Raw genomic sequence first — 26,602 nt, forward strand, 5'->3', positions numbered from 1 at the left:
AATCTGTGGGCTTAAGTTAATGTCTGGAATCGGTATTATTTAAATGGTGGTGCAAACAGTGCGCCACCTTGGTTCCAGAGACGGTTTAGTCCACGTTCCATATTGATAGGGGTTCCCAGGCCAAAGTGGCGATTGTAAATTTCGCCATAGTTGCCAACAGCTTTAATCACTCGGTACGCCCACTCTTGGTCGAGGCCGAGCTCAGTCCCAATGTTGCTGGTTTTACCCAGCAGATTCATCACCTCTACATCAGTGGTGGTTTTTAATACTTGGTCAAGGTTCCCGGAGGTAATACCTTTCTCTTCAGCCAGAATAACGGCATGAACGACAGAGCGAATAATTCGGGACCATTCCGGGTCATCATTACGAACCTTAGGGCCGATGGGTTCACGGGAAATCATTTCAGGTAGTACGATATAGTCTTTAGGATTGTCTGCCCGGTTTGCACGATTGGTTGCTAGATTCATACGGTCAGCGGTGTAGGCATCACAACTACCACGAAAGAAACTGTCGCCGTTGGCAAAGATAATATGACTGTCGTAGCTCAAGGCGTTGAATGTATCCACCAGGTTATTGTAGGTGGTAGTATTTGCTGTTACACAGATCCGCTTGCCCTGTAGATCAGAAAGCCTGCGTATACCTGAGCTTCTGCGTACCATAAAGCCTTGTCCGTCTAGCAGATAAATTGCCGGAAACTCGATCTGGTATTGATTCTCCCGTCCCAGTGTCCAGGTAGAACTGTACATCACCACATCTGTTTGTCGTTTCATTAGTGTTGTGAAGCGGGTTTTGGCACCAACCTCAATGAAATTTACAAACTCTGGGTTGCCCAGTACTGCAGCTGCCGTTGCACGGCAGAAGTCAACATAAAAACCCTCCCAGCGCCCTTTATCATTAATAGCACTTCGGCCTGGGTCATCCGGGAATACGCCACAATTGAGATCACCGTTTTTGACCACTTTATCTTTTGTTGCTGCCAGCCCAAGCTGACTGATCATCAGTGTGCTGCATATCAGTGCCAGAGAAGTTCGCTTGCAAATGACAGACAATAGGAAGCGTGGTAACAAAATTGAGATAAGGAGCGATAAAAGAGTGGAAAAGAGCTTTTTCATACAAGTGCATCCTAGCGATATCATAAGTCTGAGAATCAGGTTTGTCGCACAGTTAGAGATGGATGTACCTGACAGGAATTTTAGCCCCGGATGTGACTGTATTTATTTGTCTAGGGCATAACTGTAACTGTTAGTATCAGTGTAGCTAAAATAGATTGCTTTTAAATGTTTTTTTGAAACTCTATACACTAAAAGTTCTATTTTTTTGATATCTATCTGGTTGGATGTGCGTCCCTACTGGGCTCCGGTCGGGTGACCGGCGTTCGCAGGGCTTCAGAAATTTTCTATCAGGTAGTCTACTAACAGGCGAACTTTCGGGGAAAGTAGTCGGTTTTGTGGGTAAAGTGCCCAGATACCTTCATCTTCACACCGATAGCTCTCCAGTAAGCTAACCAGCGTTTTTTCTCTCATAGCCTTTTCAACGTAATAGTCCGGTAGCTGAACAATCCCCAGCCCTTTAAGGGCTGCATCCAGCAAAGCATGGCCACTGTTGCAGCGAATACGTCCGTGAATTCGCATATTCCGTTCCTGTCCCTGGGAGTGGAAGCGCCAGTAATCCAATGTTCCCTGTAAACAGCTGTGATGATTTAGCTCAGAAAGCGTATGAGGTTCGCCGTGTCGAGCAAGGTAGTCCGGAGACGCACAGACATAGAGTCTGCGACTGGACAAGCGCCGGGCGATCATACTGGAGTTATTCAGCCGTCCTAGCCGGATGGCCAGATCATACCCCTCTGTAACCAGATCCAGTGTCTGATTGCTCAGGTGGCACTGTAGCTCCAGATCCGGGTGTTGTTGCATAAAGTTATTAAGCAGAGGCACGAGGTGACTTTCGCCGTAGGTGACAGGCGCTGTGATCTTGAGCTTGCCTCTGGGGCTGGCCTGCAGGTCGGTGAGTGCGCGCTCTGCATCGCCCAGAGCATCCAGAATCTGGCGGCAATGCTGGTAGAAAATTTGTCCTGCTTCGGTTGCTGAAACCTGACGCGTAGTGCGGTAGAAGAGTTTGCTGCCAAGACGCTTTTCCAGCTGACTCACCTGACGGCTGACCTGTGCTGTTGAACAGCTCAGCTGGCGCGAAGCCTGCGTAAAGCTTTCGCTTTCATACACGGCAACAAATTCGTTGATACCTTCCCAGTTCATTGGTGCTGACTCTCTTGTCTTATCTGTGTGTTTGCAGTGCTATTGTTACATTATAGTAAAAGTGAATTTATATTTTATATGATTATATCTTTTGCGGTAACAGATAGAATTAAGCTATCGGTCCTTTGAGATCCGTTTTAGTTAATTGAATCAGTTACCGGAGCCTGCTATGACTCAGCCAATGATTAAATCCCGTGCCGCTATCGCTTGGGGGCCTAACCAGCCACTATCGATTGAAGAAATTGATGTAATGCCACCGAAGGCCGGTGAAGTATTAGTGAAAATTATTGCGACAGGGGTGTGCCATACGGATGCCTTTACACTGTCTGGTGATGATCCTGAAGGTATTTTCCCATCGGTTCTCGGCCATGAAGGTGGTGGTATTGTTGAAGCCGTAGGCGAAGGTGTTACCAGTGTTGTTGTCGGTGACCATGTGATTCCGTTGTACACCGCTGAGTGTGGCGAGTGTAAGTTCTGCAAGTCCGGTAAAACCAATTTATGTCAGGCGGTGCGTGAGACTCAGGGTAAAGGTCTGATGCCTGACGGTACGACCCGTTTTTACAAAGATGGTCAGCCGATTTTCCATTACATGGGTTGCTCAACCTTCTCCGAGTACACCGTATTACCGGAAATTTCTTTGGCGAAGGTGAATAAAGACGCACCGTTGGAAGAAGTTTGCCTGTTGGGCTGTGGTGTAACCACAGGTATGGGCGCGGTGATGAATACCGCCAAGGTGGAAGAGGGCGCAACGGTTGCGATCTTTGGTATGGGCGGTATCGGTCTGTCAGCGGTTATCGGTGCCACTATGGCTAAGGCCAGCCGCATTATCTGTATTGATATCAATGACTCCAAGTTTGAACTGGCGAAGAAGCTAGGTGCTACCGATTGCATTAATCCAAAAGAGTATGACAAGCCGATCCAAGAGGTGATTGTTGAATTAACCGATGGTGGCGTGGACTACTCGTTCGAGTGCATCGGTAATGTGGATGTTATGCGCTCTGCTCTGGAGTGCTGTCACAAAGGTTGGGGCGAATCTGTGATTATCGGTGTTGCCGGTGCAGGACAAGAGATCTCTACGCGTCCGTTCCAGTTGGTGACCGGTCGTGTATGGCGCGGATCTGCTTTTGGTGGCGTAAAAGGCCGTTCTGAGTTACCGGGTATTGTAGAAGATTATCTGGCGGGTAAATTTGCCCTGAATGATTTTATTACTCACACCATGCCTCTGGAAAAAATCAATGAAGCCTTTGATCTGATGCATGAAGGCAAGTCGATTCGTAGTGTGATTCATTACTAAGCTCTGTCTTAACTCCGATGCTCCAAAACCGAGTGAGCTGACGTTATGACAGCCGGATACCCTATTTCATAAGGCGGGGTATCCGGTTTTCAGCAGGAGAACCTTATGGAACCTTTGGAAAATATCAGCCGTAACCGCAGCTTTGGCGGTTGGCATAAGCAGTATCGCCACCGCTCTGATGTTTTAGGCTGCGAGATGCGCTTTGCCATCTATCTACCACCCCAGGCTGCAACAGAGCCGGTACCTGTTCTTTATTGGTTATCAGGTTTGACCTGTACCGATGAAAATTTTATGCAGAAAGCTGGTGCTCATCGCATGGCGGCAGAGCTGGGTATTGCTTTGGTCGCACCGGACACCAGCCCCCGCGGAGAAGCTGTTGCCAATGATGATGGCTATGATTTGGGCCAAGGGGCGGGCTTTTACCTGAATGCGACCCAAGAACCTTGGGCGCAGCACTACCGAATGGAAGACTACATTCTTAAGGAGTTGCCGGAGCTGATTGAGTCGGTTTTTCCTGTGACGAACAAGCGCGCAATTTCTGGGCATTCGATGGGTGGGCATGGTGCTTTAACACTGGCGCTGAAAAACACGGAACGTTTTTGCTCGGTCTCAGCGTTTAGCCCTATCGTTAATCCTGTCAATGTGCCGTGGGGCGAGAAAGCCTTTACCGCATACTTAGGGGATAATCGAGAGGCTTGGAAAGCTTATGATAGCTGCGAGCTGATTCGACAAGCGAAGGAACATCTGCCCATTTTGGTTGATCAGGGCGATGGGGATGATTTTCTTCAGAACCAGTTAAAGCCCGAGAACCTTGTCGCGGCGGCGAAAGCGGCAGGTTATCCACTGCAGTTGCGTATGCAGGAGGGCTATGATCACAGTTACTACTTTATCGCCAGCTTTATTGGTGAGCACCTGGAGTTCCACAGTCGCTACCTGAAGGCCTGATACTTTTTCGTTACTGCCAATAAAGACGCCGCTGAGATGACGATGATCACCAGCGGCGCTTTTTTTCGGGGCTTTGAGGGCCGTGTCAGAGGGTACGGGCATCCTGCATAAGACGGTCTACACAGTGGATCACTTCAAGGCTGGCATCCTCCATGCATTGCAGATATTTCAGCATTGCCTGGCTATCACCGTTGGCTCCGGCTTTTAAAGCAGAGCGGCCGCAATCGTGTACCTTCTTGTGGGGATTATCCAGATCCTTAAAGCTTTGCAGATGGCTGTAGTGATTGGCACCGTATCCGTTAAAGTACCAATTACCCAAACGGCATTCCGTATGACGGTTCACTTCGCCAGTGAACTGCTGTTTCTCAATCAGACTGTACACATTATTTTTCCATACCGCATGATCCAGTTTCACGGTATTCAGAAACGCTGAGGTGGTGGAGTCGCTGATCACTTTCTGCATGTGAGTAGAGCGTTCCAGCACCTGTTCAACCACATGGTCGATCTGGGATGAAGACGCAGAGATCTCGGCAGTGCTTTGCTGATTTTCACTCACCATGGTTTTAATATCGTTGGTCTGAGCGATCACCTGACTGATCAGGGATTCGATCTGTCCACTGGCTTCGTGGGCTTTTGCTGCCAATTGGCGAACTTCATCGGCAACGACCGCAAAACCACGACCGGCCTCTCCTGCTCGAGCTGCTTCGATGGCTGCGTTCAGAGCCAGCAGGTTGGTTTGATCAGAGATCTCCTGAATGGAAGAGACCAGTTTGCTGATTCCGATGGCGGTTTTATCCAGTACAGAAACCGCCGTCATGCTTTTACCTGCATGCTCATTGATAAAGTGAGCCCGGCTTTCTAAGCGAACTAGGGCATCACGGGTTTCAGCAAAAACATCGTTCATCTGCTTTTGGGCTTTACGCTCTTCAATAAGTGCTTCGGCACCGGAAGCCAGACCATCTCGAACAGTATCCAGCATATCTCCCCCTTGAAGAATACAAGGCATAATTCTGGAGAAGTCTTCAGATGTTTGCTGGATATGGCGGATATGACTCTCCTTCTCTTCAATGACCTCCTTTAGCTGTTGTACTTCGTCTTTGTACTGCTGTTTAAGCTGTAGCAGCTCTTGTTTCAGAGACTCATTTTCTGTTTTCAGTCCGTTGTTAAACCACATAGCTGTACCATTACATTGAATAGGAGATATAAGATCTATTTTTTTTATTGGTAACGGCAATGTTACAGGATATTGCATAGATTTACATTTTGAATGTGTGTTAATGAAGTCTTTTTACTTATTTTCTACCTGACTTATCGTTGGTTAAGGTGTGGCTTTTCGCAGAAATATTGCAAGTTGAGCCCTTATCTTAGGTCGGAATCTTATACGGTAGTTTTAACGCTTCGCGCTTAGGGGTAAAATCCGGGTTTTAAACCAATAAAACGGGATAATGGTATGGGCAGAGCCTTTCAAAACCGAAAAGAGTCCATGGCTAAAACGTCGGACGCCAAAGCTAAGCTGTACAGTAAATATGGCCGCGAGATCTATGTCTGTGCCAAAGCTGGTGGTGTTGAGCCTGATGGCAACTTGTCCCTGCGGAGCCTGATTGATCGGGCAAAGAAAGATCAGGTACCCGGACACGTTATCGATAAAGCTCTGGATAAAGCAAAAGGCAGTGGCGGAGAAGATTTTTCAACGGCACGCTATGAAGGCTTTGGCCCAGGTGGGACCATGGTGATTGTCGACTGCCTGACTGACAACCCAAACCGTACCTTTGGTGATGTGCGCACATGCTTTAACAAAGCCAAGTGCAAAATTGGCGGGCAGGGTAGCGTAAGCCACATGTTCGACCACAGCGCGATCTTTGTTTTTGCTTATGATGATGAAGAAGCTGTATTAGAAGCCTTGATGGAAGCGGATGTTGATGTGACGGATATCGAAAATGAGAATGAAAAACTCACGGTATTTGCGCCACACACCGATTACGCTAAAGCGAAAACAGCGATCACTGAACTGGTGGGCGAAGCGGTTGAGCTGGAAGTGGATGAAATCCAGTTTGTTCCCCACAACATGACCGCCATCTCCGGTGATGATGTGGAAACCATGGACAAATTCCTGGATATGCTGAACTTCCTGGATGATGTACAGAATGTTTACCACAATGCTGAGTATTGAGTGACCGGCAGAATATGCTGAAGAGATTCTCTCAGATCTCAAATACTAAAAAGCCCTGATAAAATCAGGGCTTTTTAGTGGGTGAACCTGATACAAGGTTAACGCTGGTCGAAATCCAGTACCACTTCATCGGAGATTGGGTGTGCCTGGCAGCTCAGAACGTAACCTGCATCTATCTCGTGCTGTTCCAGGCCGTGGGAGATATCCATCTCTACTTCACCTTTGGTCAGCTTACATTTACAGGTTGAGCAAACGCCGCCTTTACAAGAGTAAGGCAAGTCCATACCCACTTCCATACCAGCATCCAGGATGTTCTGACCAACGGTTGCCAGGTCGAACATCACAGAACGGCCATCGGCAATCACTGTCACTTTAGAGGTTTTGTTTTCACCGTACTGTTCAACACGGGCGTGTGCTTTAGCCAGAGTCGCTTCTGCATCTGCTGAGGAGCTTGCGAACAGTTCGTAGTGAATTTGATCATCACCCAAGCCCTCCATGCGGAAGCCGCGGGAAACTTCGGTCATCATGGCTTCCGGGCCGCAGATAAAGGCTTCGTCGGTGCTCTTAATATCGATCAGACCGGCTTTCTGCAGAGCATAGCCTTTTTTGTTGTCGATACGACCGTTCAGCAGGTCGGCACCCTGATCTTCATAATCCATGACGTTGATCCACTGGAAGCGGCTCATGTAACGGTTTTTAATGAAGTTCAGCTCATCTTTAAACATCACGGTGTTGCTGCGTTGGTTACCATAGATGAGGGTAACTTTACTGTTTGGTTCGATATCCAGCACGGATTTCATGATGGAGATCATCGGTGTGATGCCGGAACCTGCTGCGATGCACATGTAGTTCTTGGCGTTGTCAGCCTTTAGTTCTGAGTAGAAGCTACCCTGGGGCGGCATTACTTCAATATCCATGCCGGGCTTGAGCTCGTCGTTGGCATAGTTAGAGAAACGACCACCCTCAACACGCTTGATACCTACACGCATATGGCCATCGGTGACGCCGGAGCAAATGGAGTAAGATCGACGAACGTCTTCTCCATTGATCATGGCACGCAGAGTCAGGAACTGACCCTGAATAAAGTTAAATTTTTCTTTCAGTTCCGCAGGAACATCGAAGGTTACACAGATCGCAGTGTCCGTTTCCGGCTGTACATCCGCGATTTTTAGTGTGTAAAACTGGGTGTCAGACATGATGTCACCTATATCCTGTTGGCTGACTCAGTGGGAGCCTCGCCGGAACCGGCACTGGAAATGACATTTCCGGAAGCAGGTTCTCTGATTATTTTTGTAGTTGCAAACTCTGTGCTGTTTTTGATCGGCCAGATCATCCTGAATCAGTGTTTTTTGATTCAGAATCTTGAGTCAGATCTTCTTAAAGTAGTCAAAAGGCTCATTGCAGTCGTTGCACTGGAACAGGGCTTTACAGGCTGTAGAGCCAAACTCACTAACCCGGCGGGTGTTTCGCGAACTACAATGCGGGCACAGGGCATGGGCATCCGGTGTTAAGCCATCTTCATCCAGCTCAGCATCTTCCGGAGGCGCTATACCATAATTTCTGAGCTTGCGACGGCCTTCCTGAGTCATCCATTCTGAACTCCAGGCGGGTGCCAGACTGGTTTTGATCTCGACATCCGAAAAACCAGCATCATTTAGTGCCTGAGTGATATCTTCTGCCATAGCATTCATGGCAGGGCAGCCGGAGTAGGTTGGCGTGATGGTCACGACAATCTGTTTACCGTTGCGCTTGATGTCACGCAGCACACCCAGATCCCACAGACTCAGGGCTGGAACTTCCGGATCTTTCACAGCATCCAGCAGGTCCCAGAGATCCTTAACCGCTTCATCGCTGCGCAGCTGCAGTCGCTTGTACTGCTCAACCGGCATTAATGGGATTTCTGTCATGGCATGAGTACCTCAAATGGACTGATGCGCTGTCTTTGGACAGGCATCAGAGACTCAGTTGTTACAGTTTGGTAGCAATTTATCCACGAACAGGTGCAGCCGTTATTACCACTTGCAGCCCGGGAAGGAGCGGTGCACGATCTGCATCTCGGTCAGCATATGACCCAGGTTCTCGGTGTGATAGCCGATACGCCCGCCACGAACCGCCCATTCTTCGGTAGGAATCGTCAGGGTTGCGTCGTTCAGGATCTCGGTTACTTTTGCCAGCCACGCATCGCGGAGCTTGGATACGTCAACCCCGATACCTGCATCAGCCAGCATCTGTTCAGTCTCGTCCATATCAAACAGTTCATGGGTGTAACCCCACAGAGCATCAACGGCTTTCTGAGTGCGCTTGTGGCTCTCTTCGGTGCCGTCACCCAAACGCAGAACCCAGTCACGGCTGCGGCGCAGGTGATATTTGGTTTCTTTGATCGCTTTAGCTGCAATTGCAGACAGGGTTTCGTCTTTGGATTTCAGCAGTTCAGGCAGTAGATAGGTGTAGTACACATCGGCAAACAGCTGACGAACCTGTGAGTAGGCGAAGTCACCTTTCGGCATCTCCATCAGCAGCAGGTTGCGGTATTCACGATCGTTACGCATGTAAGCGAAATCGTCTTCGTCACGGCCATCGTTAGCCAGCTCTGCCGCATAGGCGTAGAACATACGCGCACGACCGATGTAATCGAGAGATACGTTGCCGTAGGCGATATCTTCTTCCAGGAAAGGACCATAGCTGATCCACTCTGAAATGCGGTGACCCAGTACCACTGAGTCGTCACCCAGGCGGGTGGTGTATTCAAGCGTTGCCGCTTTTATTGCTTCACTCATTATTCTTTCTCCGAACCTTTTCCACGTTTCTTTCACGCATTGACGCTTAAAGCGTGATTACATGTTGTTCACAGGGTCAGGCAGAACGTAATAAGTGGCATGACGGTATGGCTTGTCATCGTTAGGGTCGTAGAAGCTATCCGCATCGTCTTCCTGGGAGGCGCAGATGTCGGAAGATTTAACAACCCAGATGCTGACGCCTTCGCTACGGCGGGTGTAGCAGTCGCGTGCGTATTCCAGAGCCTGTTCCTGATCTTCAGCGTGCAGGCTACCAACATGTTTGTGGTCAAGGCCACGCTTGGAGCGGATGAAGACTTCGAATAACTCAAGTTTTTCAGTAATAACAGACATGTTTGATATCCCCTTTACGCTGCGTGCTGAGCTTTTTTAGCTCTTTTCTTTTCGTTGTATGCAGTGATGGCATCACGTACCCACTCACCTTCGTCGTGAGCGGCAACGTGGTGTTCAACGCGCTGGCGGTTACAGTGACCATTACCGTTGATCACGCTCCAGAACTCATCCCAGTTGAGATCAGAGCTGTCGTAGTGACCACGCTCCTCGTTCCACTTGATCGCCTGATCCGGGTGCTCAAGGCCTAGTACTTCGATCTGTTTAACCGTCTGGTCTACAAACTTCTGGCGCAGGTCATCGTTGGTTTCACGCTTGATTTTCCACTCCATTGATTTTTGGGAATGAGCGGAATCAGAGTCATGGGGGCCAAACATCATCAGAGCTGGCCAGTAGAAGCGATTCAGAGCATCCTGGGCCATCGCTTTCTGCTCTGGAGAGCCTTTAGCCATAGATAGCATTGCTTCATAACCCTGGCGCTGGTGGAAGGACTCTTCTTTACAGATACGGATCATGCCGCGGGAATAAGGACCATAGGAGGTACGCTGCAGGGATACCTGATTGACAATCGCTGCACCATCCACCAGCCAGCCAATCGCAGCGACATCTGCCCAGGTCAGTACCGGATAGTTGAAGATGGAAGAGTATTTGGCTTTACCGCTCTGCAGCTGTTCGATCATCTCTGAGCGTGATATGCCCAATGTTTCTGCTGCACTGTACAGGTACAGGCCATGACCTGCTTCATCCTGTACTTTAGATATCAGTACAGCTTTGCGGCGCAATGATGGTGCACGGGTAATGTAATTACCTTCCGGCTGCATGCCGATCACTTCAGAGTGTGCATGCTGCGAAATCTGACGAATCAGGTTTTTCCGGTATTGCGCAGGCATCCAGTCTTTTGGCTCGATCTTTTCTTCTGCTTCGATCTTACGCATGAAATTTTGTTCTTCGGGCGTCATATCTATGCTCTCCGATCTTTTTATTATCTGCCAAGCCATGTAACTGATTTTATTCAGTGGTAGACGATTTCTGTATCAACTTAAAGTTTCAACGAGTCATGTCTTTGGTGCAGGCAGGTTGCAGCAAATCAGAACGCACCCCTTCTATACGACAGGATGCGTGCCTGTTTGAATAATAGGCAAAGCAGTAAGGCTGCATTACCCAAGTCTTATCTCAGAGGCTTTATTATATGACACGTTTTTTAAAATGCAAAACATCAAAGTGTATCGCTTTATGTTTTGCCTGTTTTTTAAGCGCAATTGAGAGACTGAGTGTCGTCTCATGCAGCATTTTCCCGCAGTTTACTTTCGGAGGTTTTTTTATGATTGTGGCTCTGTTCGGAGGAGGAGAGCCTTATGCTTTTAAAGGGAAGGCTTTGGTTTTTCTTTCAGGAGTGGGCAGGCGGTGGTGCAGATCTTGCAGAATATTGAGCTTTAAAGAAGGGCGGACTCCGGTGTACTGATCAGCACACCGGAGTTTGGCAGGCTAAAAACGCCCCTGGATTTTTAGACCTTTTGCCATGCGCGCCATATTGTCTCTCATCCGGCTGCGACGATCTTCAAGGCGAGACTGAATTTCGGCCATCGTCAGTGCGAGTTCATCACAAAGAAGAGAGGTTCTCTGCAGGCGTTTGCTCGTGGTGCTGTGGGGCATGGTGTGATCTCTTTTAGTCCATGATGTTTGAGCGGTGTATCCGTCAAAAATTATGGGCATTCTAGAGGTGGATATGAATCTGGTCTGTAGGCTTTTCCCTGATAAATGTAAGTGAATGAAATGGGGTTAGTCTTGCCACTGTATTTAGGATGAGATAATTAAACGGCTCTATGTTGGTAGTGTTTCATCATGTCAGGAATTGTTCCATTTCACTGCTGGTGAGGCTGGCTTCAACATTGTAGTCTTTGTCTATTTATGAGAGCGGCTACGATGAAGCAGAAAAAGCCTGTGGTTCAAACAGAGGTTGTTTGCCGTAAGAAAAAGCAGATGCAGGATGCGGATGCAGGAATACCCTGTCGCGTTTGCCTTGCACAGGGGGCGCCCTGCGCAGCAATGACTCAGCAGCTTTTTTCAGGTAAAGCCGAACACGTTGAGTGTGAACTTATGAAGCATTGCTTCTGAAGAGCCCCTTAACCTCCAGCGATACAAAGTCGCTGTGGTCAAGGGGCTGAGTTATCGGGTCAGAATACCAGGTGCGCAACGCCGGCAATCACAGGTAACGTGATAAGGGTACGCAAAATAAAGATGATAAATAGCTCAAAAATATTAACCGGAATCTTGCTGCCCAAAATTAAGGCTCCGACCTCTGACAGGTAGATCAGCTGGGTGATGGACACCGCAGCAATCACAAATCGGGTCATCTCGCTTTCAATGGATGCCGCCATGATGGATGGGATAAACATATCAGCAAAACCAACAACCAGGGTTTCTGATGCTTTCGTTGCTTCAGGGATATGCAGCAACTCCAGTAAGGGAACATAAGGGGCACCCAGGATACTGAAGAAAGATGTATTTTCGGCAATCATCAGTGCAATCGTGCCTATCGCCATAACGACTGGCAGCACGCAGAACACCATCTCCGCTGCATTTTTACTGCCATCCGCCAGAACAGCCTTAAAGCCTTTACTTTTTTCTGCCCGTGCAATGGCTTGTCTTATACCGAGGGTAAAGAGTTCAGAAAGAGGTTTCTTTGCAAGCTCGCAGTTTTCAGCCTCTGTGCCATCATCGTATTGGTTTGCCTTCCAGCGCAGCGGTGGGAGTCTTGGGATAATTAATGCAGCAACAAACCCGGCCAGAGAAACGGCCAGATAAAATGGAATAAACAGGTGTTCCAGTTTTACCTGTGCAATAACGACCAGCGCGAAACTGATGGATACTGCTGAGAAAGTTGTGGCAATAACCGCAGCTTCCCGTTTGGTGTACATTTTTTGTTCATATTGCTGACTAGTCAGCATGACGCCTACAGTGCCATCGCCTAACCATGAGGTTGTACAGTCAATTGCAGAGCGGCCGGGTAGGTTAAATAACGGACGCATTATCTTGCTCATCAGGCTTCCGGTTAGTTCAAGCAGACCAAAATCCAGCAGCAGCGGAAGCAACAATCCTGCAAAGAGAAATACAGCCAGCAGGGTTGGCATCAGATCCTTCAGAACCAGAGCACCTGTGTACTCATGCCAGATCATGCCGGGGCCTACCTCACTGATGGTCATAACTGCAAAAACAGCACCCAGTACACGCATTACCAGCCAGGGATAACTGGTCAGAAACAAGGTTTTTATCAGCTTATTATCATGCAGCGGCCTGAAAAATGTTGTTACTACAGACAGGGTTGCAGCAACACAGATCAGTCCCGTGACGATTAACGGGGCCTTATCACCTAGCAAGCTCTTGAAGATGCCTGCCAGTACGGCCACCGGGATTGTAACGCTACCGTCGTAGGCTACCGGTGTCATAAAGAGCAGCAGACCCAGCAGAGATGGGATGATAAATTTCCAGATGCTGCTTTTTCTCTTCGTCGCGTCCGCTGCTAAGGCGTCATTCGACATACGCATTACCCTCAATCGTTATTGTTATCGGAATTAGTCCGCATTATTTTAAGGTGGAGGAGTATATTATCCTTGGCCTAGGCAATATCAATTTATAGGGGCGTTATATAAACAAAAATTGCTAAATCAGGTCGCTTTTCTGAAAAAAAAGACTAAAAACGAGTAGTTTTTAGGTGTTTTTTTAGACGTCTATTGGCTGAGAGTGTTTTAGTAGTGCAATACTTAGTATCAATACTAGCGTTTCGCTAATCAGAGGGATCAACCAGATACCGTCCACACTCCAGATCAGCGGAATAATAAGCAGCAGAATGGCTACCAGCGCTCCACCACGGGACAGAGAGATGCTGCCTGCCAGCAGAGGTTTTTCCAGTGCGGTGAAGTAGCCTGCGCTGACAACATTGAGCCCCATGACAATAAATCCAAGGCAAAAGAGCATCATGAGCTGATGTGACAGGTGGATGAGATCTGTATCATCCAGAAAAAAACCTGCCACTGAGTCACCAAAACAGTAGATCAGGCTATAGGCGCTTATTCCTAAAATGAGCGCTGCGCCTAAGGTTAAATGCAATACCCGGCGCAATAGTTGAGTTTCGCCCTGGCCATTTAAAAAACTGACTAAGGGCTGCATGCCCTGAGTTAAACCTAAAAAGGTTTGCAGCATCATGATGCTGATATAGCCGATAACGCTAAAAGCAGCCAGTGCGGGGATTCCTAAATACAGTGCAATGGCATTGTTAAAGGCCAGTAAAATCAGTCCCATGGACATTTCAGTAATACCGTCCGGTAGTCCTGTGCGGATAAAGCGGAGCAGCTGTGACCCACGAGGGAGTACGGCAACCAATCTTAAACTACCACGGTTACCTAGCAGGCCCATAAAATGCAGCAACAGAACAAGCAGGCTTGTTGACTGAGCGATGCCGGTTGCCAGTGCCGCCCCGGTTAGTCCCATCTCCAGCTCAATAATAAACAGGTAATCCAGCAGGATGTTGGTTAATGCAGCAAGGCAGATGGCAAACAGCTCGCGGCCGGGAAAGCCGTCTACCTTGCAGAATACTTCCAGGGCATAAGAGACTAAGTAGGCGGTGTTAAAAAACAGGAGTACCGACAGGTATTCGCTGACACGGTCAACCATTTCACCCCGGGCGCCCAGTAACCAGGCGATCTGATCCAAAAAGATAAAGCTGAGTGAGCAGGCAAGCAGGCCGAAGGCCAGTAGACTGTAAACAGCAGATGCAAAAATACGGTTTGCGGCTCCGAATTGACCGGCCCCTCGTTGGACTCCCGCTGCGGTGGCCGCTCCGATGCTGATAATAATAGAAACAGCAAATAGAATTCCTACAAAGGGCAGACTTAAATTAACGGCTGCCAAAGCCTCTGCGCCGACACCCTGGCCGACAAAAATCCCATCAATAATACCGTACAGGCTAAATACCCAGACGGATGCAATGGAGGGTAGGGCGAACCGAAGCAGGGTTTTCCCCACCTGATCGGCAGATGTTGTTTCCGCTGTTAACACAATGCTTACTCTTGTTTTGGGTGGTATTAACAGTTTAAAGTCTCAAGCTATTACAGAGTCAATGACTCTCCGAGTATATCGGGTAGAGCATGGGGCGGCAGGTAAGAGAAATAAGACAGAGATTAAGAAAATGATTTACAAGAGGCAAAGATGAAGCTGTATCGCATCGGTCAGGTCAGCAAGCTTTACGGTATAAGTGTAGAAACCCTGAGACACTATGAAAAACAGGGGCTGCTGCTGCCATCGAAAGTGACGGAAAGTGGCTATCGTTACTATGACAGTCGCCAGATCTGGCGGCTGAACCTGATCCGAACTCTGCGTAAGTTGGATATAGGCTTAAGCGATATCGCTCGCTTTATACAGGATCGTACATTGGACAGCAGTGCAGATTTACTGGATTTGCAATTAGCTACGATCGCGGAGAAAAAACGTGAGTTGGAACAGCTTGAAGCCGAGCTTACTGAGCGACGAGCTTACCTGCAGCAGACCCGTAGGATAGATGTTAGCGGAGGGGTTCGTCATCAGGTGATGCCGGAGCGCCGGGTGCGGATTTCATCGGCTGAAACCAGTAGCTTTTGGGAGGTGGACAGAATCCACAAAGAGCTGGAGAGTCAGATGGCTGATCAGAAAATCACCTATTTTGCCTGGGGTAAAGCGGGTGTTTTTTTGGGGCAGAATGCTTTCGAGCAAGGGGATTACCATACATACAAACAGGTTTTTATTTTTGATGAGCAAGGGGAGGCGTGTTTGGCCGAAGGGGATTATCTCTGCCTTTATTATCAAGGGGAAAGCCCGGAAACTATTACGCAGGAGTATCAGCGGCTGCAGGCCTATATGGATGAAAAGCAGTTGGTTGCGGTAGGTCCTGCGATAGAGATCTACAGACTGGATATTCACGAAACAGATCGCCAGGAGGAGTATCTGACAGAAATACAGATACCGTATCGTCCAAGGTAGGCGCTACGGTACCTGAGGGTTGTTAACGCAGGAGTGACAGTGCGATCTGCGGTAACTGGTTTGTCTGAGAGAGAATAGTCGATGATGCTTGCTGAATAATCTGATTGCGGGTGAGCTCAGCTGTCTCGTAAGCAAAGTCAGTGTCTGTTATCTGGGATCTGGAGGCTGCGACATTCATGGCCATTGTATTGTTACTTCGGATCAGAGAGGTGATGCCATTCTGTTCTGCCCCTAATTTAGAGCGCTGACGACCAATCTGTGTGATCATGCCCGACATGGAATCAAGCAGAGTATCTGTGGCAAACCCATGCAGGCTCTTGATCTCATCACCGGTAAAGCCCCGTGCAACAATGCTGGCCTCGTTTAGTGTGCCTGATGGAAGTAGCGTTGCCCAATCCAGGTCTGCATTATCCAGAATGGCGGCTCCGACAGAGTTGTCCGGTAATTCTGTTGTTAAAATTTTTGTGAAATTTCCAACATTGAACTGAACCGTTCCTGCGGCCTTCTCACCCAGATTTTTAACGGCACTAACACCAGCATTAGCCCCGAAAAGCTCCAGCACTGCGTTGTCCACAGTCGAGGCATTACCGGTGCCGATATAAGCGGCAACCACTTTACCTAAGGTTCCGTAGTCATCAAGGTTGGTATTGGACATAGCAGAAAAAACCTGATCGCCAACACCCTCATTTTCAAGCACTTTTCCGAAAAGTGCAGAGAGGGTTGCGTTGCCTGTCGTGATTTCACTCTGTTCACCTGCATTTGCGCCTGTCTGAATCTGAAAGCCTGAAGTAGGGGAGTCATTATTCAGCAGCTTGATCTTACCAAAGGACGTACGCTCAGCGATGTCATCATTCGTGGTGAGCAGTTGTCCAAACTCCTGGCCGAGGGAACTACGGTCATCCGAAGAGAGCGTACGGTTACCTCCCTGGACAGCCAGCTGACGGACCCTTTGAAAATTATTAGTAATCTCTCCCATGGCACCTTCTGCAATCTGTGCAATAGATATCGCATCATTGGCATTTCGGGTTGCCTGATTCAGGCCTGTAATTTGAGTTTCCAGGCGATTGGATATCTGCAGACCTGCCGCATCATCTTTGGCGCTATTGATACGACTGCCGGAAGATAACTTTTCATAAGAGCTGTTTATGCGCGAAACAACGTTAGACAGGTGCTTCTGGCCACTTAAAGCAGCGATGTTAGTGTTTACAAACAGGGCCATGTCGACATCCTTTGGAAGAAATTAATCCGTAAAGTAGAAAGTTCGAGTTCCATTCGTACTGAGTTGTAACAGGCGTCATATCGGCTTGTTTTGAATAAACTTAAATATTTTTGTAAAGAAAGATAACTGTTTTTTGGATCTGTAACACACCGAGTTTAGTGTGTAACTCACTGAGTTTTTTCTTTGGTAATTCGAGTAAAAAGTCTAGAATAACTTATCCATTAGCCTTTAGTTTAATTTTGAGATGCTGCGACCATGAAGACCTTCCGTCAATTGTCAATCCAGAATCGTCTGCTGATGACTCTGATCATTGCTGTTCTGGCCTCAGCCTGTATCACTGGCTGGATTGGGCATGCCGAGGCACGAAAAGTGCTGGTTGATCGCCTTGAGTCCTCTGAACTGCCTAACGTGGTAAAGCGAATCCGTAATGCGATCGATAAAGAAATTACCAGCATGCAGGTACTGACTCGTAGTATTGCAGAGAATGCCTTTGTGCTTAGCTGGCTTGAGAAAGGAGCTGATGCGGAGGGAGAGCAGCAGCTTATTCAGTATTTGAAGGATATAGCTGAAAATAATAATCTCAGTAACGCTTCTTTTGTTGATCGTGATACGGCCCGTTACTGGAATCAGGATGGCTTTTTGCGGGTTTTGCAAGAAGGGCAGCTCGATGGCTGGTTTTTCCGTTTCAGAGACAGTGGTCAGGCGGAATCCGCCAGTACTTATACCTATCCAGAAGGCAATATAGATGTCTTTGTTAACTATCAACAGGTGAATGGGCGCGGCTCTTCTGGGGCATCCCGTTCTTTTGATGAGTTAGCAGCCTATTTAAAGGAGTTTCGTTTAGAGAATACCGGCTTTGTCTATCTGGCAGATGGAGATGGTGTTGTACAGGTCCACTTTGATGCGTCTTACAATAACACGCGCCGGCTTTCGGAAATGTATCCTCAGGCCAATGTTCAGTCATTGCTGCAGCAGCAGGACTTTGCTTTTATCCGCTCTGGTGATCATTTGGTTGCTGCAAGTTATATCCCCAGCCTGAAGTGGTACGTCATTGCACAGGTTCCTGAGTCGGAGCTTTATGCTCAGCTTGACCGCGCTGAATATAAGGCGATGGCGACGATCCTGATTATCGTCATAGTTTTTGGTGTTGTTGGTATCTGGTTGGCCCGCTCTCTTTCCCGGCCGCTCAATGATCTGGCGGCACTTTTTCAGAAGATGGGCGATAGTGGTGGTGATCTTTGTCAGAGGTTGGATGATAAAGGTGATTCAGAAATCTCCCGTGTGGGCAGGGGCTTTAATGCCTTTATTGGTAATATTCATAACGTTTTAAGTGAGGTCTCCGTTACGGCCCAGGGTGTGAGGCAGACCTCAGCGGAAGTCTCTGCTAACTCTGAACAGACCCGGAATGCCAGTCAATCCCAACAGGATAAGACTACTTGGGTTGCTTCGGCGATTCATGAAATGGGTGCTGCTACGGCTGAAATTGCTCAAAATGCAGCAGCAGCAGCAGGTGCAACTGAGAAAGCAGTGGAGCATACAGATCTTGCACGCCATGTTGTTAGTCAGGCTCAGCAACAAAGCTCTTCTATGGAAGGGGAGATGGAAGGTGTGGCTCAGGTTATTGCTCGCCTGGCGGAAAAGAGCGACAGCATTGGTACCGTCCTGGAAGTGATACGGGGTATTTCAGAGCAGACAAACCTTCTGGCTCTGAATGCTGCTATTGAAGCTGCTCGGGCAGGTGAGCAGGGTAGGGGGTTTGCGGTTGTTGCTGATGAGGTACGTAACTTAGCTCGGCGAACCAGTGACTCGACAGATGAGATCCAGATTATGATCGATGAGCTGCAGCATGAAGCTAAAAGTGCTGTAGATAAAGTTGAGCAGTCCGGACAATATACGCGACAGAGTGTCGAGGCCGCTGAACAGGCTTGCCAGGCACTGGAAGCGATTCAGGTTGATATACGACAGATCTCTGAACTCAATATTCAGGTAGCGACGGCGACGGAAGAGCAGTCCAGTGTTACCAAGGAGATTAACTCGCATATTGTCCAAATCAGCGACAGCTCTGAACAGAATACCCAAGCCGCATCAGATCTTGCCCAGGAAAGCAATGCCTTGCGGGGACAGGCTGAAAAACTTCAGTCTTTGGTGGGACAGTTCCAGCTAGACCGGTCCGATCATTCGTCAGACTAATGATAGCCTGCACCCTTGCCTTCTGATTAAATAAAGTTAAACATGGGGTCGATCAGAATCATACAGAGTGAGCCTGTTTAATCGCAGGTTGTCACTTTGCTAACAGAGGGTTTGATGTGCGCCTCTTAAAGTACCTTAGTTTAATTTTGCTGGTTTTCTGCTGTTTTGACCCTATGGTCTATGCGGAGGATGACTCACAATCTGTGGTTGGTAATATCACTCAGGTTCAAGGGCATGCCCAGTTGTTCCGGTCGGGTAAGGTGGAACGGATAACACAGAACACTATTCTACAGGAGGGTGATCGTGTAATAACGGCCCCTTCTGGCCGTGTTGGCCTTAGAATGAGAGATAATTCAAGGATTCTACTGGCGAATACAACAGAGTTTGAGATTAAACGTTATCAGTTTGATCCGGTTGCCGGAACATCAGATGCCCGTTTTAAGCTGGTGAAGGGGGCGTTCAGGGCGATTACCGGAGCGATTGGTCAACAGTCTGATCCGCGGTTTGAGGTTGAAACTCCTGTTGCAACTATAGGTATTCGGGGAACAGACTTCTGGGGTGGCTTTATCTTTAACGGCGACCTGGATGTTGCCATGTTCAGAGGTAAAGGTGTTTACATCCGTAATAGCCAGGGGATGACAGAGATCACTCGGAAAGGCCACGGAGTAACGGTGCAGGAACGAATAGCACCACCTGCCGCAAAACCCTGGCCGGACCGGAAGCTCCGGCAGGCTATGGAATCAACCCAGTTATAGTCTGAAATGAGCAGGTGGTAACGGCCAGAGGTTAACCCCCGTCTATGATCTATCTGAAAGGCTACCCAGCAGGTATCCAGCAGCGGGTTAAAGAGCTGCTGGAACAAAAGTCTCTGCATAAGCATCTTTTACAGCGCTACCCTAAATGCCACCAGTACAGCAACAATGACCAGCTCTATCGGTATGGGCTGGAGCTTAAACAGCGCTACATGAAGAAATCTCCACCTTTAAAGAGAATTACCTTCGACCCCAAGGTAAGTGTCATTCATCATGCCTTGGGGTTAAACGCACATATCACCCGCGCCCATGGTGGCAAGTTAAAAGCCAGTCACGAGATTCGTATCGACCCCTGCTTTAAGCGTTGCCCGGAAGAATTTCTACGGATGATCTTGGTACACGAGCTGGCACACTTGAAGGAGCGGGAGCATAACAAGAGTTTTTATCAGCTTTGCCAACATATGGAGCCGGATTATTTTCAGCTGGAACTGGATCTCAGGCTTATGCTGACCTGGCAGGCAGCTGAGCAGAAAGCGTTGTATTAAGGCAGACTGTTTAATCTGGTTAAAAATAGGATTGCAGCTAAACAAAGAGAGCCCTGATGTGGGCTCTCTTTGTTTATAAGGTGGGCTTGCTAAACCCAGGTCTGTTGAGTGGATGGCTATTTGTTGGCTACCAGCTCTTTGCGGATAATTTCAGCACCTTCGCTCAGTGCTTTGAGTTTGCCTCTTGCGACTTCTCTGGATAGAGGTGCCATACCGCAATTTGTGCAGGGGTAAAGCTTGTCTGCATCAATGAACTGCAGGGCTTTTCGCAAAGTATCGGCAACCTCTTCCGCTGTTTCTATTCGGTTGGTGGCGACGTCAATGGCTCCCACCATCACTTTCTTGCCCCGAATCAGTTCCAGTAGCTCGATCGGAACGTGGGAGTTTTGACACTCCAGAGAGATAATGTCGATACTGGATTGTTGCAGCTTAGGGAAGACCTCTTCGTACTGACGCCACTCAGAGCCTAGTGTTTTCTTCCAGTCTGTATTCGCTTTAATACCGTAGCCGTAACAGATGTGTACCACTGTTTCGCACTTCAGCCCTTCGATGGCTCTTTCCAGACAGGCGATTCCCCATGCGTTCACTTCATCGAAGAAGACGTTAAAAGCCGGCTCATCAAACTGGATAATATCCACACCTGCTGCTTCCAGTTCTTTCGCTTCCTGATTCAGAATCTTGGCAAACTCCCAGGCTAGCTTTTCCCGACTCTTGTAATGATCATCGTAGAGGGTATCGATCATGGTCATCGGGCCGGGCAGAGCCCATTTGATCTGCTTATCGGTCTGTTGGCGAAGGAATTTTGCATCGTCAACAAAAACGGGCTTCTGACGCGTCACCGGGCCGACAACCGTTGGTACGCTTGCATCGTAGCGATCACGGATTCTGACTGTTTTTCGGTTTTCAAAATCGACGCCACTCAGGTGCTCGATGAAAGTTGTGACGAAGTGCTGACGTGTTTGTTCACCATCACTGACAATATCGATACCGGCCTGCTGCTGTTCTTGCAAGGCCACACGCAGTGCATCTTCTTTACCTTCGGTTAGTGTTTCACCCTGAAGCTTCCAGGGGGACCAGAGTTTTTCCGGCTCTGCAAGCCAGGAAGGTTTAGGCAGGCTGCCCGCAGTGGATGTAGGTAATAGTTGTTTCATAGCTGATGTTTATCTCTTAATTATATTATTTTCTGTGGCATTACAGGACGTATTGACTTGCCCACTTATCAAGCAGGGCGCCGTAGGGCTTGATAAAGCTCTCTTCAGTGAAGCGGGCCTGTTTAACGGCCAGTTGACCCCGTTCTTCACGGTCATAAACGATCTGAGTTAATGAATGATCGCTGTTTTTCAGGTTAGGTTTGTAATGTTGGCCCGCTGCGGCATTGGCGTTGTAAATCTCAGGGCGATAGATCTTCTGGAATGTTTCCATGGTGCTGATGGTGCCGATCAGTTCAAGATTGCTGTAATCATTCAGCAGGTCGCCAAAAAAATAGAAAGCGAGTGGAGCCACACTATTAGGCGGCATAAAGTAGCGAACCTCCATGCCCATTTTCTTAAAATACTGTTCGGTTAAAGAGGGCTCGTTGGGTTCATATTCAAAGCCCAACACCGGATGCTGATTATCAGTGCGATAGTAGGTTTTACTATCGGAGACGCTCAGGCAGATGACCGGCGGCTTTTCGAATTGAGCCTTGTAAGCTTCTGAGCGGATAAAACTCTGGAAAAGCTTGCCGTGCAGGTTGCCGAAATTGTCAGGAACAGAAAATTCACTTCGGCCCTTATTGTGATCCAGAAGCAAAACACTGAAATCATAATCGCGCACGTACGATGAGAAGTTGTTGCCCACCAGGCCTTCAATACGTTTGTTGGTCTTATGATCCACAATGCTGGTTTTTAAAATCTCAATAGCCGGGAATTTTTCTCCGGACTCCGGATGGTTGATATCCATATCAACAGAAACAATCTCCAGTTCCACTGAGAAGCGATTGCCCTGCGGGTTATCCCAATCAGCCAGTGCATTAAAACGATTATTAATCATCTCAAGGGCATTGCTCAGGTTCTGTTTGCGACTTTCACCTCGGGCTAAATTGGCAAAATTAGTGGTTAAACGTGTGCCTTCCGAAGGATGATAATTCTCGTCGAAAGTAATTCTGTTGATATCAAATTTGAATACGTTGTTCATGTCAGTCTGGTATCCGAATGCGTTGAAAGATGATCTGAATATTGGGTTTTGTCCGGAGCGGTCGATGCTCTTATCAGACGCCTTCAGTCAGGCTTTTTTGTTTGTGCTTCGCATCTTCCAGCTGCTGAGAGCCCGAGGCGAAGTGGAATTAAGTTGATAACAGGTGCATTTATACTGAGATTTATTAATGAAAAAAAATGGTAATAATTCATTAATCTATGAGAAAAACTTATAGGTTGGCTGTTCTTCTGCTGTATCCGCGATAGCTGGCGCTTCGCCAGGGCATAGACCTTAACCTGGTTGACTTAAATCAAATTAACATGTTAACTACTTTAAAATAATAATACCGATCAAGTGCCTCTAAAAGGAGCATATCGTGCAATATCACCTCAATGGCTTTAAGCCCGGTAACTATCAGATTCCTGACGCGGCACGGAAACCTTATCCGAACCCTCCTGTTTTGGATCTGCCCACTCAGGTTGATGTCCTGATCATTGGTACAGGCCCCGCAGGTTTGACCATGGCGCGGCAAATGTCCGAGTTCGATGATATTAAAACCTGTATTGTTGACATGGCCCCGGGTCCGCTGCTTTTTGGTCGTGCTGACGGTATCTCCTGCCGCACGATAGAAATTATGGAAGCGTTCAATAGCGGTGAGATGGTCGTGAAAGAGGCCTACCAGCTGAAGCAGAACACCTTCTGGGAACCTGATGCGGATAACCCGCAAAACATCAAGCGGACAGAGAAAATCTCTGATGCCCGTGGCGGGTTGTCAGAGTTTACCCATAGTATTGTCAATCAGGCACGTTTACATGAATTACTGATCGATGGTATGAGAAATTCGATCACCCATCTAGAACCCCACTACAGCCGTGAGTTGGTCGATCTTGAAATCGATGACAACCTGACGCAGGACCCGACTGCTTACCCGATTACGGCGACCTTTAAGCGCTCAGATGATGAGGGTAACGGCAAGGTTGAAACCGTTAAAGCTCGCTATGTGGTGGGTTGTGATGGTGGCCGCAGTCGCGTGCGTAAAAGCATGGGGATTGAGCTGCAGGGCGACTCTGCGAACAAAGCATGGGGCGTGATGGATATCCTGCTTAATACTGATTTCCCTGATATTCGGGTGAAGAGCTTTATTCAGTCCAAAGATCATGGTGCTGTTATGACCATTCCCCGTGAGGGCGGTTATCTGTGCCGCTTTTATGTTGAACTGGATCAGCTGGCTAAAGACAAACGTGCCAGAGATGTAAACCTGACCGAAAAAGATCTTGTGGCTAAAGCGCAGCAGATTTTCCATCCCTATAAACTGGATGTTAAAGAAGTGGCCTGGTGGTCAATTTACGAAGTAGGCCAGCGTATTGCTGAGCGCTTTGATAACCGCCCTGCCGGTAGCTCTGAGAATGTGATCCCTCGGGCTTTTGTCGCCGGTGATGCCTGTCATACCCATAGTCCGAAAGGTGGTTGGGGGCTGAATACCTCTCTGCCGGATACCTTTAATCTGGGTTGGAAGCTGGCTTCTGTTCTGCAAGGCAAGTCCGACCCTAAGCTGCTGCACACATATGAAACAGAGCGCCGTAAGGTTGCTCAGCAGCTGATTGATGCTGATCGCGAACTGTCGAAACTGGTGGCAACACGTCCTGCTGCAGGGGATAGCACTGATCAGGCTCGGGTTGATACCGCCAAGATTGAAGCCTTTATGAAGCGACAGAGCGGCTTTGTATCAGGTACTGCAATTGAATATTTCCCATCCTATATCTGTACGGGGCAGGAGCATCAGAGTCTGGCTCCGGGCTTTAAAATTGGTCAGCGCTTCCACTCTGCTGAGGCTCAGCGCACAGCTGATGGCCGTATTCAGCACCTGGGGCATCTGGTTAAAGCCGATGGCCGCTGGCGGCTGTTTGTCTTCGGCGGCGAGCAAAATCCCGCCGAGGCATCATCGGATGCTTATAAATTGATTGATTTTCTGGCCAATGATGCCGCCTCTCCGGTGGTGAAATACACCCCAAAAGGCGCAGATGTTGATTCCGTTATTGATACCTACGCAGTCTTCCAGCAGCAGGACCTGTCCATGCATGACCTGCACTCATACCTGTGGCCCGCTAAGGGCAAGTATGGCCTGCATGATTACGAGAAGGTTTTCCAGTCCAGAATTGGTAATGATATCTATGATCTGCGTGGTGTAGACCGAGCTAAAGGTTGTGTGGTTGTGGTTCGCCCTGACCAGCATGTCGCCACCATCCTGCCGGTGACCGCCCATGATGAGCTGGCTAAGTTCTTTGATCATTTTATGATTGAACAAAACTAAGTCAGGGTTAAGAAAAAAACTGCAAGTCGGAAACGGATATGTCTGTTTCCGGCTTTTTTATGGGAAAGGGTAAAACCAGGGCGCTTAAATTAAGACTGGGGCAGGTGTTTAAAGCAAGGCTATATCCGGGAAATGATTTGGCTCTCTGTTAGAGAGCTTGATGGAAAAACGGTGTTATCTATTCAGGCTCCACTGGATAAAACAAACTTTGCTTTTAGTTTCCTCAAAAGGCTGAAAGTGTCTATATACGGAACTCCGAATTGGTTGCAGATATTTGGAACTTTCACTTTTCAGGTTTGAGGTACAAGCAATGCTTCATGAGTCACAACTGTGGCATCAATGGTTTTTGCTTTAGCAATAATCCAGGGGTCGGCCTTTGGCCCACTGTGCAAAGGGGGGCATTATGGTTTTTTTACATCATTACCCATATCTGGTGAGTTGCATCCTGCGTTGTGCAGAATTAGAATGAACTCAACATAACCGCCACGCCTATCGAAGAAGCGCAACCTTGGCGGTTTTTTTATGCCTGTCTGGAGCTGAACGACTCATGGTTGAGGATTATAAGAAGCCAGCGCTAACATTTTCTGAGCAACTGGATCACCTGAAGCACAGGGGACTGGTTATTGATAATGAAGATGAGGCGTTGCGCCAGTTATCTTCTATCAGCTACTACCGTCTTAGTGGTTATTGGTATCCATTTCGAGAAAGGGATACTCAAGGGTTGATTAGCAGTCGTTTCATTAATGGATCTCGGTTCGACTGGGCTATTGAGCTATATGAGTTTGATAGAAAGCTTCGTTCACTGATTCTTGATGCCATAGAGAGGGTCGAAGTTGCAGTTCGTACTCAGCTTGCCTACCACATGGGACATAAGTATGGAGCCTTTGGCCATACTGATGCAGGTAACTTTCACGCCAAATTTGATCATGCCAGGTGGTTGGCAAAGCTGGAAGAAGAAACCCGTCGATCATCAGACGAGTTCATCCGCCACTATAAAGACAAATATAATGGCTTCCCTCATATCCCTGTATGGATGCTGATAGAAGTCATGAGCTTTGGTGCCTTGTCTTTTTTCTACAAAGGTCTGAGAAATGACCATAAAGCAGGCATTGAAGACAAGAAAGCGGTTGCTCAGCATTTTGGTCTGCACCACAAACGGTTAGGTGACTGGTTGCATACGTTTACTTATGTGCGAAATGTTTGTGCCCATCATAGCCGACTGTGGAACCGAAAATTGGCTATTCGACCTGATAAAGCAAAGCTTTCAGAATGGTCTCCACCGATTACTCCCCGAAATGATCGTGTCTTCTATGTGTTGTTGATGTTTAGGCACTTACTACGGCATATTGGTAATGATCAAGACTGGGTTGATGAAGCTACCGTATTAATTGAATCAATATCGGGTATTCCGGCTTATCGTATGGCAATGGGGGTTCCAGATGGATGGCGAGAGCATCCTCTTTGGGAGTAAAGAATAATTAATTTATAGTGGTCCGTATGGTTAGGAAACCTCTGATTAAGTAAATTTTCGAATCCTCCACCCCTTGATATCAAGTGGCTTTAGAGGATTTTATCCAAAAAGTACGGAGTTAATCAGAGCTTCCTTATTTGAAAC

Annotated in this window: 24 protein-coding genes and 1 pseudogene; 10 read left to right on the forward strand and 15 right to left on the reverse strand. The window is 48.0% G+C overall.

Going from position 1 to position 26,602, the window contains the following annotated elements; all coding sequences use genetic code 11:
- Positions 1-35: 35 nt before the first annotated feature.
- Both ACN0R8_RS10125 and ACN0R8_RS10130 read right to left on the reverse strand, forming a co-directional pair.
- Positions 36-998 carry an amino acid ABC transporter substrate-binding protein gene (locus tag ACN0R8_RS10125; protein ID WP_417597018.1) on the reverse strand — a complete coding sequence of 321 codons (963 nt, stop codon included), beginning with the start codon at positions 996-998 and terminating at the stop codon, positions 36-38.
- 387 nt (positions 999-1,385) lie between these two features.
- Complete coding sequence (locus ACN0R8_RS10130) at positions 1,386-2,249, reverse strand: LysR substrate-binding domain-containing protein (RefSeq protein ID WP_417597020.1); 864 nt, start codon at positions 2,247-2,249, stop codon at positions 1,386-1,388.
- Positions 2,250-2,430: 181 nt separating this feature from the next.
- Between ACN0R8_RS10130 and ACN0R8_RS10135 the strand changes: the two genes are divergently transcribed.
- Entirely contained in the window at positions 2,431-3,543 is a 1,113-nt protein-coding gene (locus ACN0R8_RS10135; protein WP_417597277.1) for an S-(hydroxymethyl)glutathione dehydrogenase/class III alcohol dehydrogenase, read from the forward strand.
- Between the two features lie 105 nt (positions 3,544-3,648).
- The gene (gene fghA / locus ACN0R8_RS10140; RefSeq protein WP_417597022.1) at positions 3,649-4,488 is read left to right on the forward strand and encodes an S-formylglutathione hydrolase; all 840 of its coding nucleotides are present in this window, start codon (positions 3,649-3,651) and stop codon (positions 4,486-4,488) included.
- A gap of 85 nt (positions 4,489-4,573) precedes the next feature.
- On the opposite strand, the gene ACN0R8_RS10145 is transcribed toward fghA, so the two are convergent.
- On the reverse strand, positions 4,574-5,662 hold the full coding sequence (locus tag ACN0R8_RS10145) for a methyl-accepting chemotaxis protein (RefSeq protein WP_417597024.1): 1,089 nt from the start codon (positions 5,660-5,662) through the stop codon (positions 4,574-4,576).
- A 276-nt stretch (positions 5,663-5,938) separates the two neighbouring features.
- On the opposite strand from ACN0R8_RS10145, the gene ACN0R8_RS10150 reads away from it, so the two are divergent.
- Complete coding sequence (locus ACN0R8_RS10150; protein WP_417597026.1) at positions 5,939-6,658, forward strand: YebC/PmpR family DNA-binding transcriptional regulator; 720 nt, start codon at positions 5,939-5,941, stop codon at positions 6,656-6,658.
- Between the two features lie 98 nt (positions 6,659-6,756).
- Here the strand turns inward: ACN0R8_RS10150 and paaE are convergent, their stop codons facing one another.
- The 6 genes from paaE to ACN0R8_RS10180 form a co-directional block, all read right to left on the reverse strand.
- Positions 6,757-7,854, reverse strand: coding sequence for a 1,2-phenylacetyl-CoA epoxidase subunit PaaE (paaE, locus tag ACN0R8_RS10155; protein WP_417597028.1), 1,098 nt, complete (start codon positions 7,852-7,854; stop codon positions 6,757-6,759).
- Between the two features lie 171 nt (positions 7,855-8,025).
- Complete coding sequence (paaD, locus tag ACN0R8_RS10160; RefSeq protein WP_417597030.1) at positions 8,026-8,565, reverse strand: 1,2-phenylacetyl-CoA epoxidase subunit PaaD; 540 nt, start codon at positions 8,563-8,565, stop codon at positions 8,026-8,028.
- A gap of 105 nt (positions 8,566-8,670) precedes the next feature.
- Positions 8,671-9,435 carry a 1,2-phenylacetyl-CoA epoxidase subunit PaaC gene (gene paaC, locus ACN0R8_RS10165; protein ID WP_417597032.1) on the reverse strand — a complete coding sequence of 255 codons (765 nt, stop codon included), beginning with the start codon at positions 9,433-9,435 and terminating at the stop codon, positions 8,671-8,673.
- A 57-nt stretch (positions 9,436-9,492) separates the two neighbouring features.
- Entirely contained in the window at positions 9,493-9,786 is a 294-nt protein-coding gene (gene paaB / locus ACN0R8_RS10170; protein ID WP_077243150.1) for a 1,2-phenylacetyl-CoA epoxidase subunit PaaB, read from the reverse strand.
- A gap of 14 nt (positions 9,787-9,800) precedes the next feature.
- Complete coding sequence (gene paaA, locus ACN0R8_RS10175) at positions 9,801-10,742, reverse strand: 1,2-phenylacetyl-CoA epoxidase subunit PaaA (RefSeq protein WP_417597035.1); 942 nt, start codon at positions 10,740-10,742, stop codon at positions 9,801-9,803.
- Between the two features lie 526 nt (positions 10,743-11,268).
- Complete coding sequence (locus ACN0R8_RS10180; protein ID WP_417597037.1) at positions 11,269-11,436, reverse strand: hypothetical protein; 168 nt, start codon at positions 11,434-11,436, stop codon at positions 11,269-11,271.
- Positions 11,437-11,706: 270 nt separating this feature from the next.
- On the opposite strand from ACN0R8_RS10180, the gene ACN0R8_RS10185 reads away from it, so the two are divergent.
- Positions 11,707-11,898 carry a hypothetical protein gene (locus tag ACN0R8_RS10185; protein ID WP_417597039.1) on the forward strand — a complete coding sequence of 64 codons (192 nt, stop codon included), beginning with the start codon at positions 11,707-11,709 and terminating at the stop codon, positions 11,896-11,898.
- Positions 11,899-11,957: 59 nt separating this feature from the next.
- On the opposite strand, the gene ACN0R8_RS10190 is transcribed toward ACN0R8_RS10185, so the two are convergent.
- Together ACN0R8_RS10190 and ACN0R8_RS10195 are read right to left on the reverse strand one after the other, a co-directional pair.
- Positions 11,958-13,322 carry a YjiH family protein gene (locus ACN0R8_RS10190; protein ID WP_417597041.1) on the reverse strand — a complete coding sequence of 455 codons (1,365 nt, stop codon included), beginning with the start codon at positions 13,320-13,322 and terminating at the stop codon, positions 11,958-11,960.
- A 181-nt stretch (positions 13,323-13,503) separates the two neighbouring features.
- A complete protein-coding gene (locus ACN0R8_RS10195; RefSeq protein WP_417597043.1) occupies positions 13,504-14,838 on the reverse strand; it encodes an MATE family efflux transporter in 1,335 nt (444 codons plus the stop codon).
- Positions 14,839-14,988: 150 nt separating this feature from the next.
- On the opposite strand from ACN0R8_RS10195, the gene ACN0R8_RS10200 reads away from it, so the two are divergent.
- Positions 14,989-15,795 carry a MerR family transcriptional regulator gene (locus ACN0R8_RS10200; RefSeq protein ID WP_417597045.1) on the forward strand — a complete coding sequence of 269 codons (807 nt, stop codon included), beginning with the start codon at positions 14,989-14,991 and terminating at the stop codon, positions 15,793-15,795.
- Positions 15,796-15,817: 22 nt separating this feature from the next.
- Here ACN0R8_RS10200 and ACN0R8_RS10205 read toward each other — a convergent pair whose 3' ends face one another.
- Positions 15,818-17,014 carry a flagellin gene (locus tag ACN0R8_RS10205; protein ID WP_417597047.1) on the reverse strand — a complete coding sequence of 399 codons (1,197 nt, stop codon included), beginning with the start codon at positions 17,012-17,014 and terminating at the stop codon, positions 15,818-15,820.
- Between the two features lie 255 nt (positions 17,015-17,269).
- On the opposite strand from ACN0R8_RS10205, the gene ACN0R8_RS10210 reads away from it, so the two are divergent.
- The 3 genes from ACN0R8_RS10210 to ACN0R8_RS10220 all read left to right on the forward strand — a co-directional run bounded on the left by ACN0R8_RS10210 (position 17,270) and on the right by ACN0R8_RS10220 (position 20,501).
- Positions 17,270-19,204, forward strand: a complete 1,935-nt coding sequence (locus ACN0R8_RS10210; protein WP_417597049.1) for a methyl-accepting chemotaxis protein — start codon at positions 17,270-17,272, stop codon at positions 19,202-19,204.
- 116 nt (positions 19,205-19,320) lie between these two features.
- Positions 19,321-19,959: a FecR family protein gene (locus ACN0R8_RS10215; RefSeq protein WP_417597051.1), complete on the forward strand. Its 639-nt coding sequence runs from the start codon at positions 19,321-19,323 to the stop codon at positions 19,957-19,959.
- 44 nt (positions 19,960-20,003) lie between these two features.
- Positions 20,004-20,501, forward strand: a complete 498-nt coding sequence (locus ACN0R8_RS10220) for a M48 family metallopeptidase (RefSeq protein WP_417597052.1) — start codon at positions 20,004-20,006, stop codon at positions 20,499-20,501.
- A gap of 116 nt (positions 20,502-20,617) precedes the next feature.
- Here the strand turns inward: ACN0R8_RS10220 and ACN0R8_RS10225 are convergent, their stop codons facing one another.
- Both ACN0R8_RS10225 and ACN0R8_RS10230 read right to left on the reverse strand, forming a co-directional pair.
- Positions 20,618-21,652, reverse strand: a complete 1,035-nt coding sequence (locus tag ACN0R8_RS10225; RefSeq protein WP_417597054.1) for a methionine synthase — start codon at positions 21,650-21,652, stop codon at positions 20,618-20,620.
- A 40-nt stretch (positions 21,653-21,692) separates the two neighbouring features.
- The gene (locus ACN0R8_RS10230; protein WP_417597056.1) at positions 21,693-22,676 is read right to left on the reverse strand and encodes a DUF1852 domain-containing protein; all 984 of its coding nucleotides are present in this window, start codon (positions 22,674-22,676) and stop codon (positions 21,693-21,695) included.
- 376 nt (positions 22,677-23,052) lie between these two features.
- Here ACN0R8_RS10230 and ACN0R8_RS10235 point away from each other — a divergent pair, with 376 nt between their 5' ends.
- A complete protein-coding gene (locus ACN0R8_RS10235; protein ID WP_417597058.1) occupies positions 23,053-24,987 on the forward strand; it encodes an FAD-dependent monooxygenase in 1,935 nt (644 codons plus the stop codon).
- A gap of 182 nt (positions 24,988-25,169) precedes the next feature.
- Here the strand turns inward: ACN0R8_RS10235 and ACN0R8_RS10240 are convergent.
- Positions 25,170-25,379 (reverse strand): annotated as a pseudogene (locus ACN0R8_RS10240) (DUF4411 family protein).
- Between the two features lie 155 nt (positions 25,380-25,534).
- On the opposite strand from ACN0R8_RS10240, the gene ACN0R8_RS10245 reads away from it, so the two are divergent.
- The gene (locus tag ACN0R8_RS10245; RefSeq protein WP_417597060.1) at positions 25,535-26,458 is read left to right on the forward strand and encodes an Abi family protein; all 924 of its coding nucleotides are present in this window, start codon (positions 25,535-25,537) and stop codon (positions 26,456-26,458) included.
- The last annotated feature ends 144 nt before the right edge of the window (positions 26,459-26,602 follow it).

This window comes from Oceanospirillum sp., from assembly GCF_048265165.1.
Lineage (GTDB): Bacteria > Pseudomonadota > Gammaproteobacteria > Pseudomonadales > Halomonadaceae > Oceanospirillum.

Bases quoted from the DNA above. Each gene is read 5' to 3' on its own strand.
- ACN0R8_RS10125 (WP_417597018.1), bottom strand. From the start codon at position 998: ATGATCAGTCAGCTTGGGCTGGCAGCAACAAAAGATAAAGTGGTCAAA.
- ACN0R8_RS10130 (WP_417597020.1), bottom strand. From the start codon at position 2,249: ATGAACTGGGAAGGTATCAACGAATTTGTTGCCGTGTATGAAAGCGAA.
- ACN0R8_RS10135 (WP_417597277.1), top strand. From the start codon at position 2,431: ATGATTAAATCCCGTGCCGCTATCGCTTGGGGGCCTAACCAGCCACTA.
- fghA (WP_417597022.1), top strand. From the start codon at position 3,649: ATGGAACCTTTGGAAAATATCAGCCGTAACCGCAGCTTTGGCGGTTGG.
- ACN0R8_RS10145 (WP_417597024.1), bottom strand. From the start codon at position 5,662: ATGTGGTTTAACAACGGACTGAAAACAGAAAATGAGTCTCTGAAACAA.
- ACN0R8_RS10150 (WP_417597026.1), top strand. From the start codon at position 5,939: ATGGGCAGAGCCTTTCAAAACCGAAAAGAGTCCATGGCTAAAACGTCG.
- paaE (WP_417597028.1), bottom strand. From the start codon at position 7,854: ATGTCTGACACCCAGTTTTACACACTAAAAATCGCGGATGTACAGCCG.
- paaD (WP_417597030.1), bottom strand. From the start codon at position 8,565: ATGACAGAAATCCCATTAATGCCGGTTGAGCAGTACAAGCGACTGCAG.
- paaC (WP_417597032.1), bottom strand. From the start codon at position 9,435: ATGAGTGAAGCAATAAAAGCGGCAACGCTTGAATACACCACCCGCCTG.
- paaB (WP_077243150.1), bottom strand. From the start codon at position 9,786: ATGTCTGTTATTACTGAAAAACTTGAGTTATTCGAAGTCTTCATCCGC.
- paaA (WP_417597035.1), bottom strand. From the start codon at position 10,742: ATGACGCCCGAAGAACAAAATTTCATGCGTAAGATCGAAGCAGAAGAA.
- ACN0R8_RS10180 (WP_417597037.1), bottom strand. From the start codon at position 11,436: ATGCCCCACAGCACCACGAGCAAACGCCTGCAGAGAACCTCTCTTCTT.
- ACN0R8_RS10185 (WP_417597039.1), top strand. From the start codon at position 11,707: ATGAAGCAGAAAAAGCCTGTGGTTCAAACAGAGGTTGTTTGCCGTAAG.
- ACN0R8_RS10190 (WP_417597041.1), bottom strand. From the start codon at position 13,322: ATGTCGAATGACGCCTTAGCAGCGGACGCGACGAAGAGAAAAAGCAGC.
- ACN0R8_RS10200 (WP_417597045.1), top strand. From the start codon at position 14,989: ATGAAGCTGTATCGCATCGGTCAGGTCAGCAAGCTTTACGGTATAAGT.
- ACN0R8_RS10205 (WP_417597047.1), bottom strand. From the start codon at position 17,014: ATGGCCCTGTTTGTAAACACTAACATCGCTGCTTTAAGTGGCCAGAAG.
- ACN0R8_RS10210 (WP_417597049.1), top strand. From the start codon at position 17,270: ATGAAGACCTTCCGTCAATTGTCAATCCAGAATCGTCTGCTGATGACT.
- ACN0R8_RS10220 (WP_417597052.1), top strand. From the start codon at position 20,004: ATGATCTATCTGAAAGGCTACCCAGCAGGTATCCAGCAGCGGGTTAAA.
- ACN0R8_RS10225 (WP_417597054.1), bottom strand. From the start codon at position 21,652: ATGAAACAACTATTACCTACATCCACTGCGGGCAGCCTGCCTAAACCT.
- ACN0R8_RS10230 (WP_417597056.1), bottom strand. From the start codon at position 22,676: ATGAACAACGTATTCAAATTTGATATCAACAGAATTACTTTCGACGAG.
- ACN0R8_RS10245 (WP_417597060.1), top strand. From the start codon at position 25,535: ATGGTTGAGGATTATAAGAAGCCAGCGCTAACATTTTCTGAGCAACTG.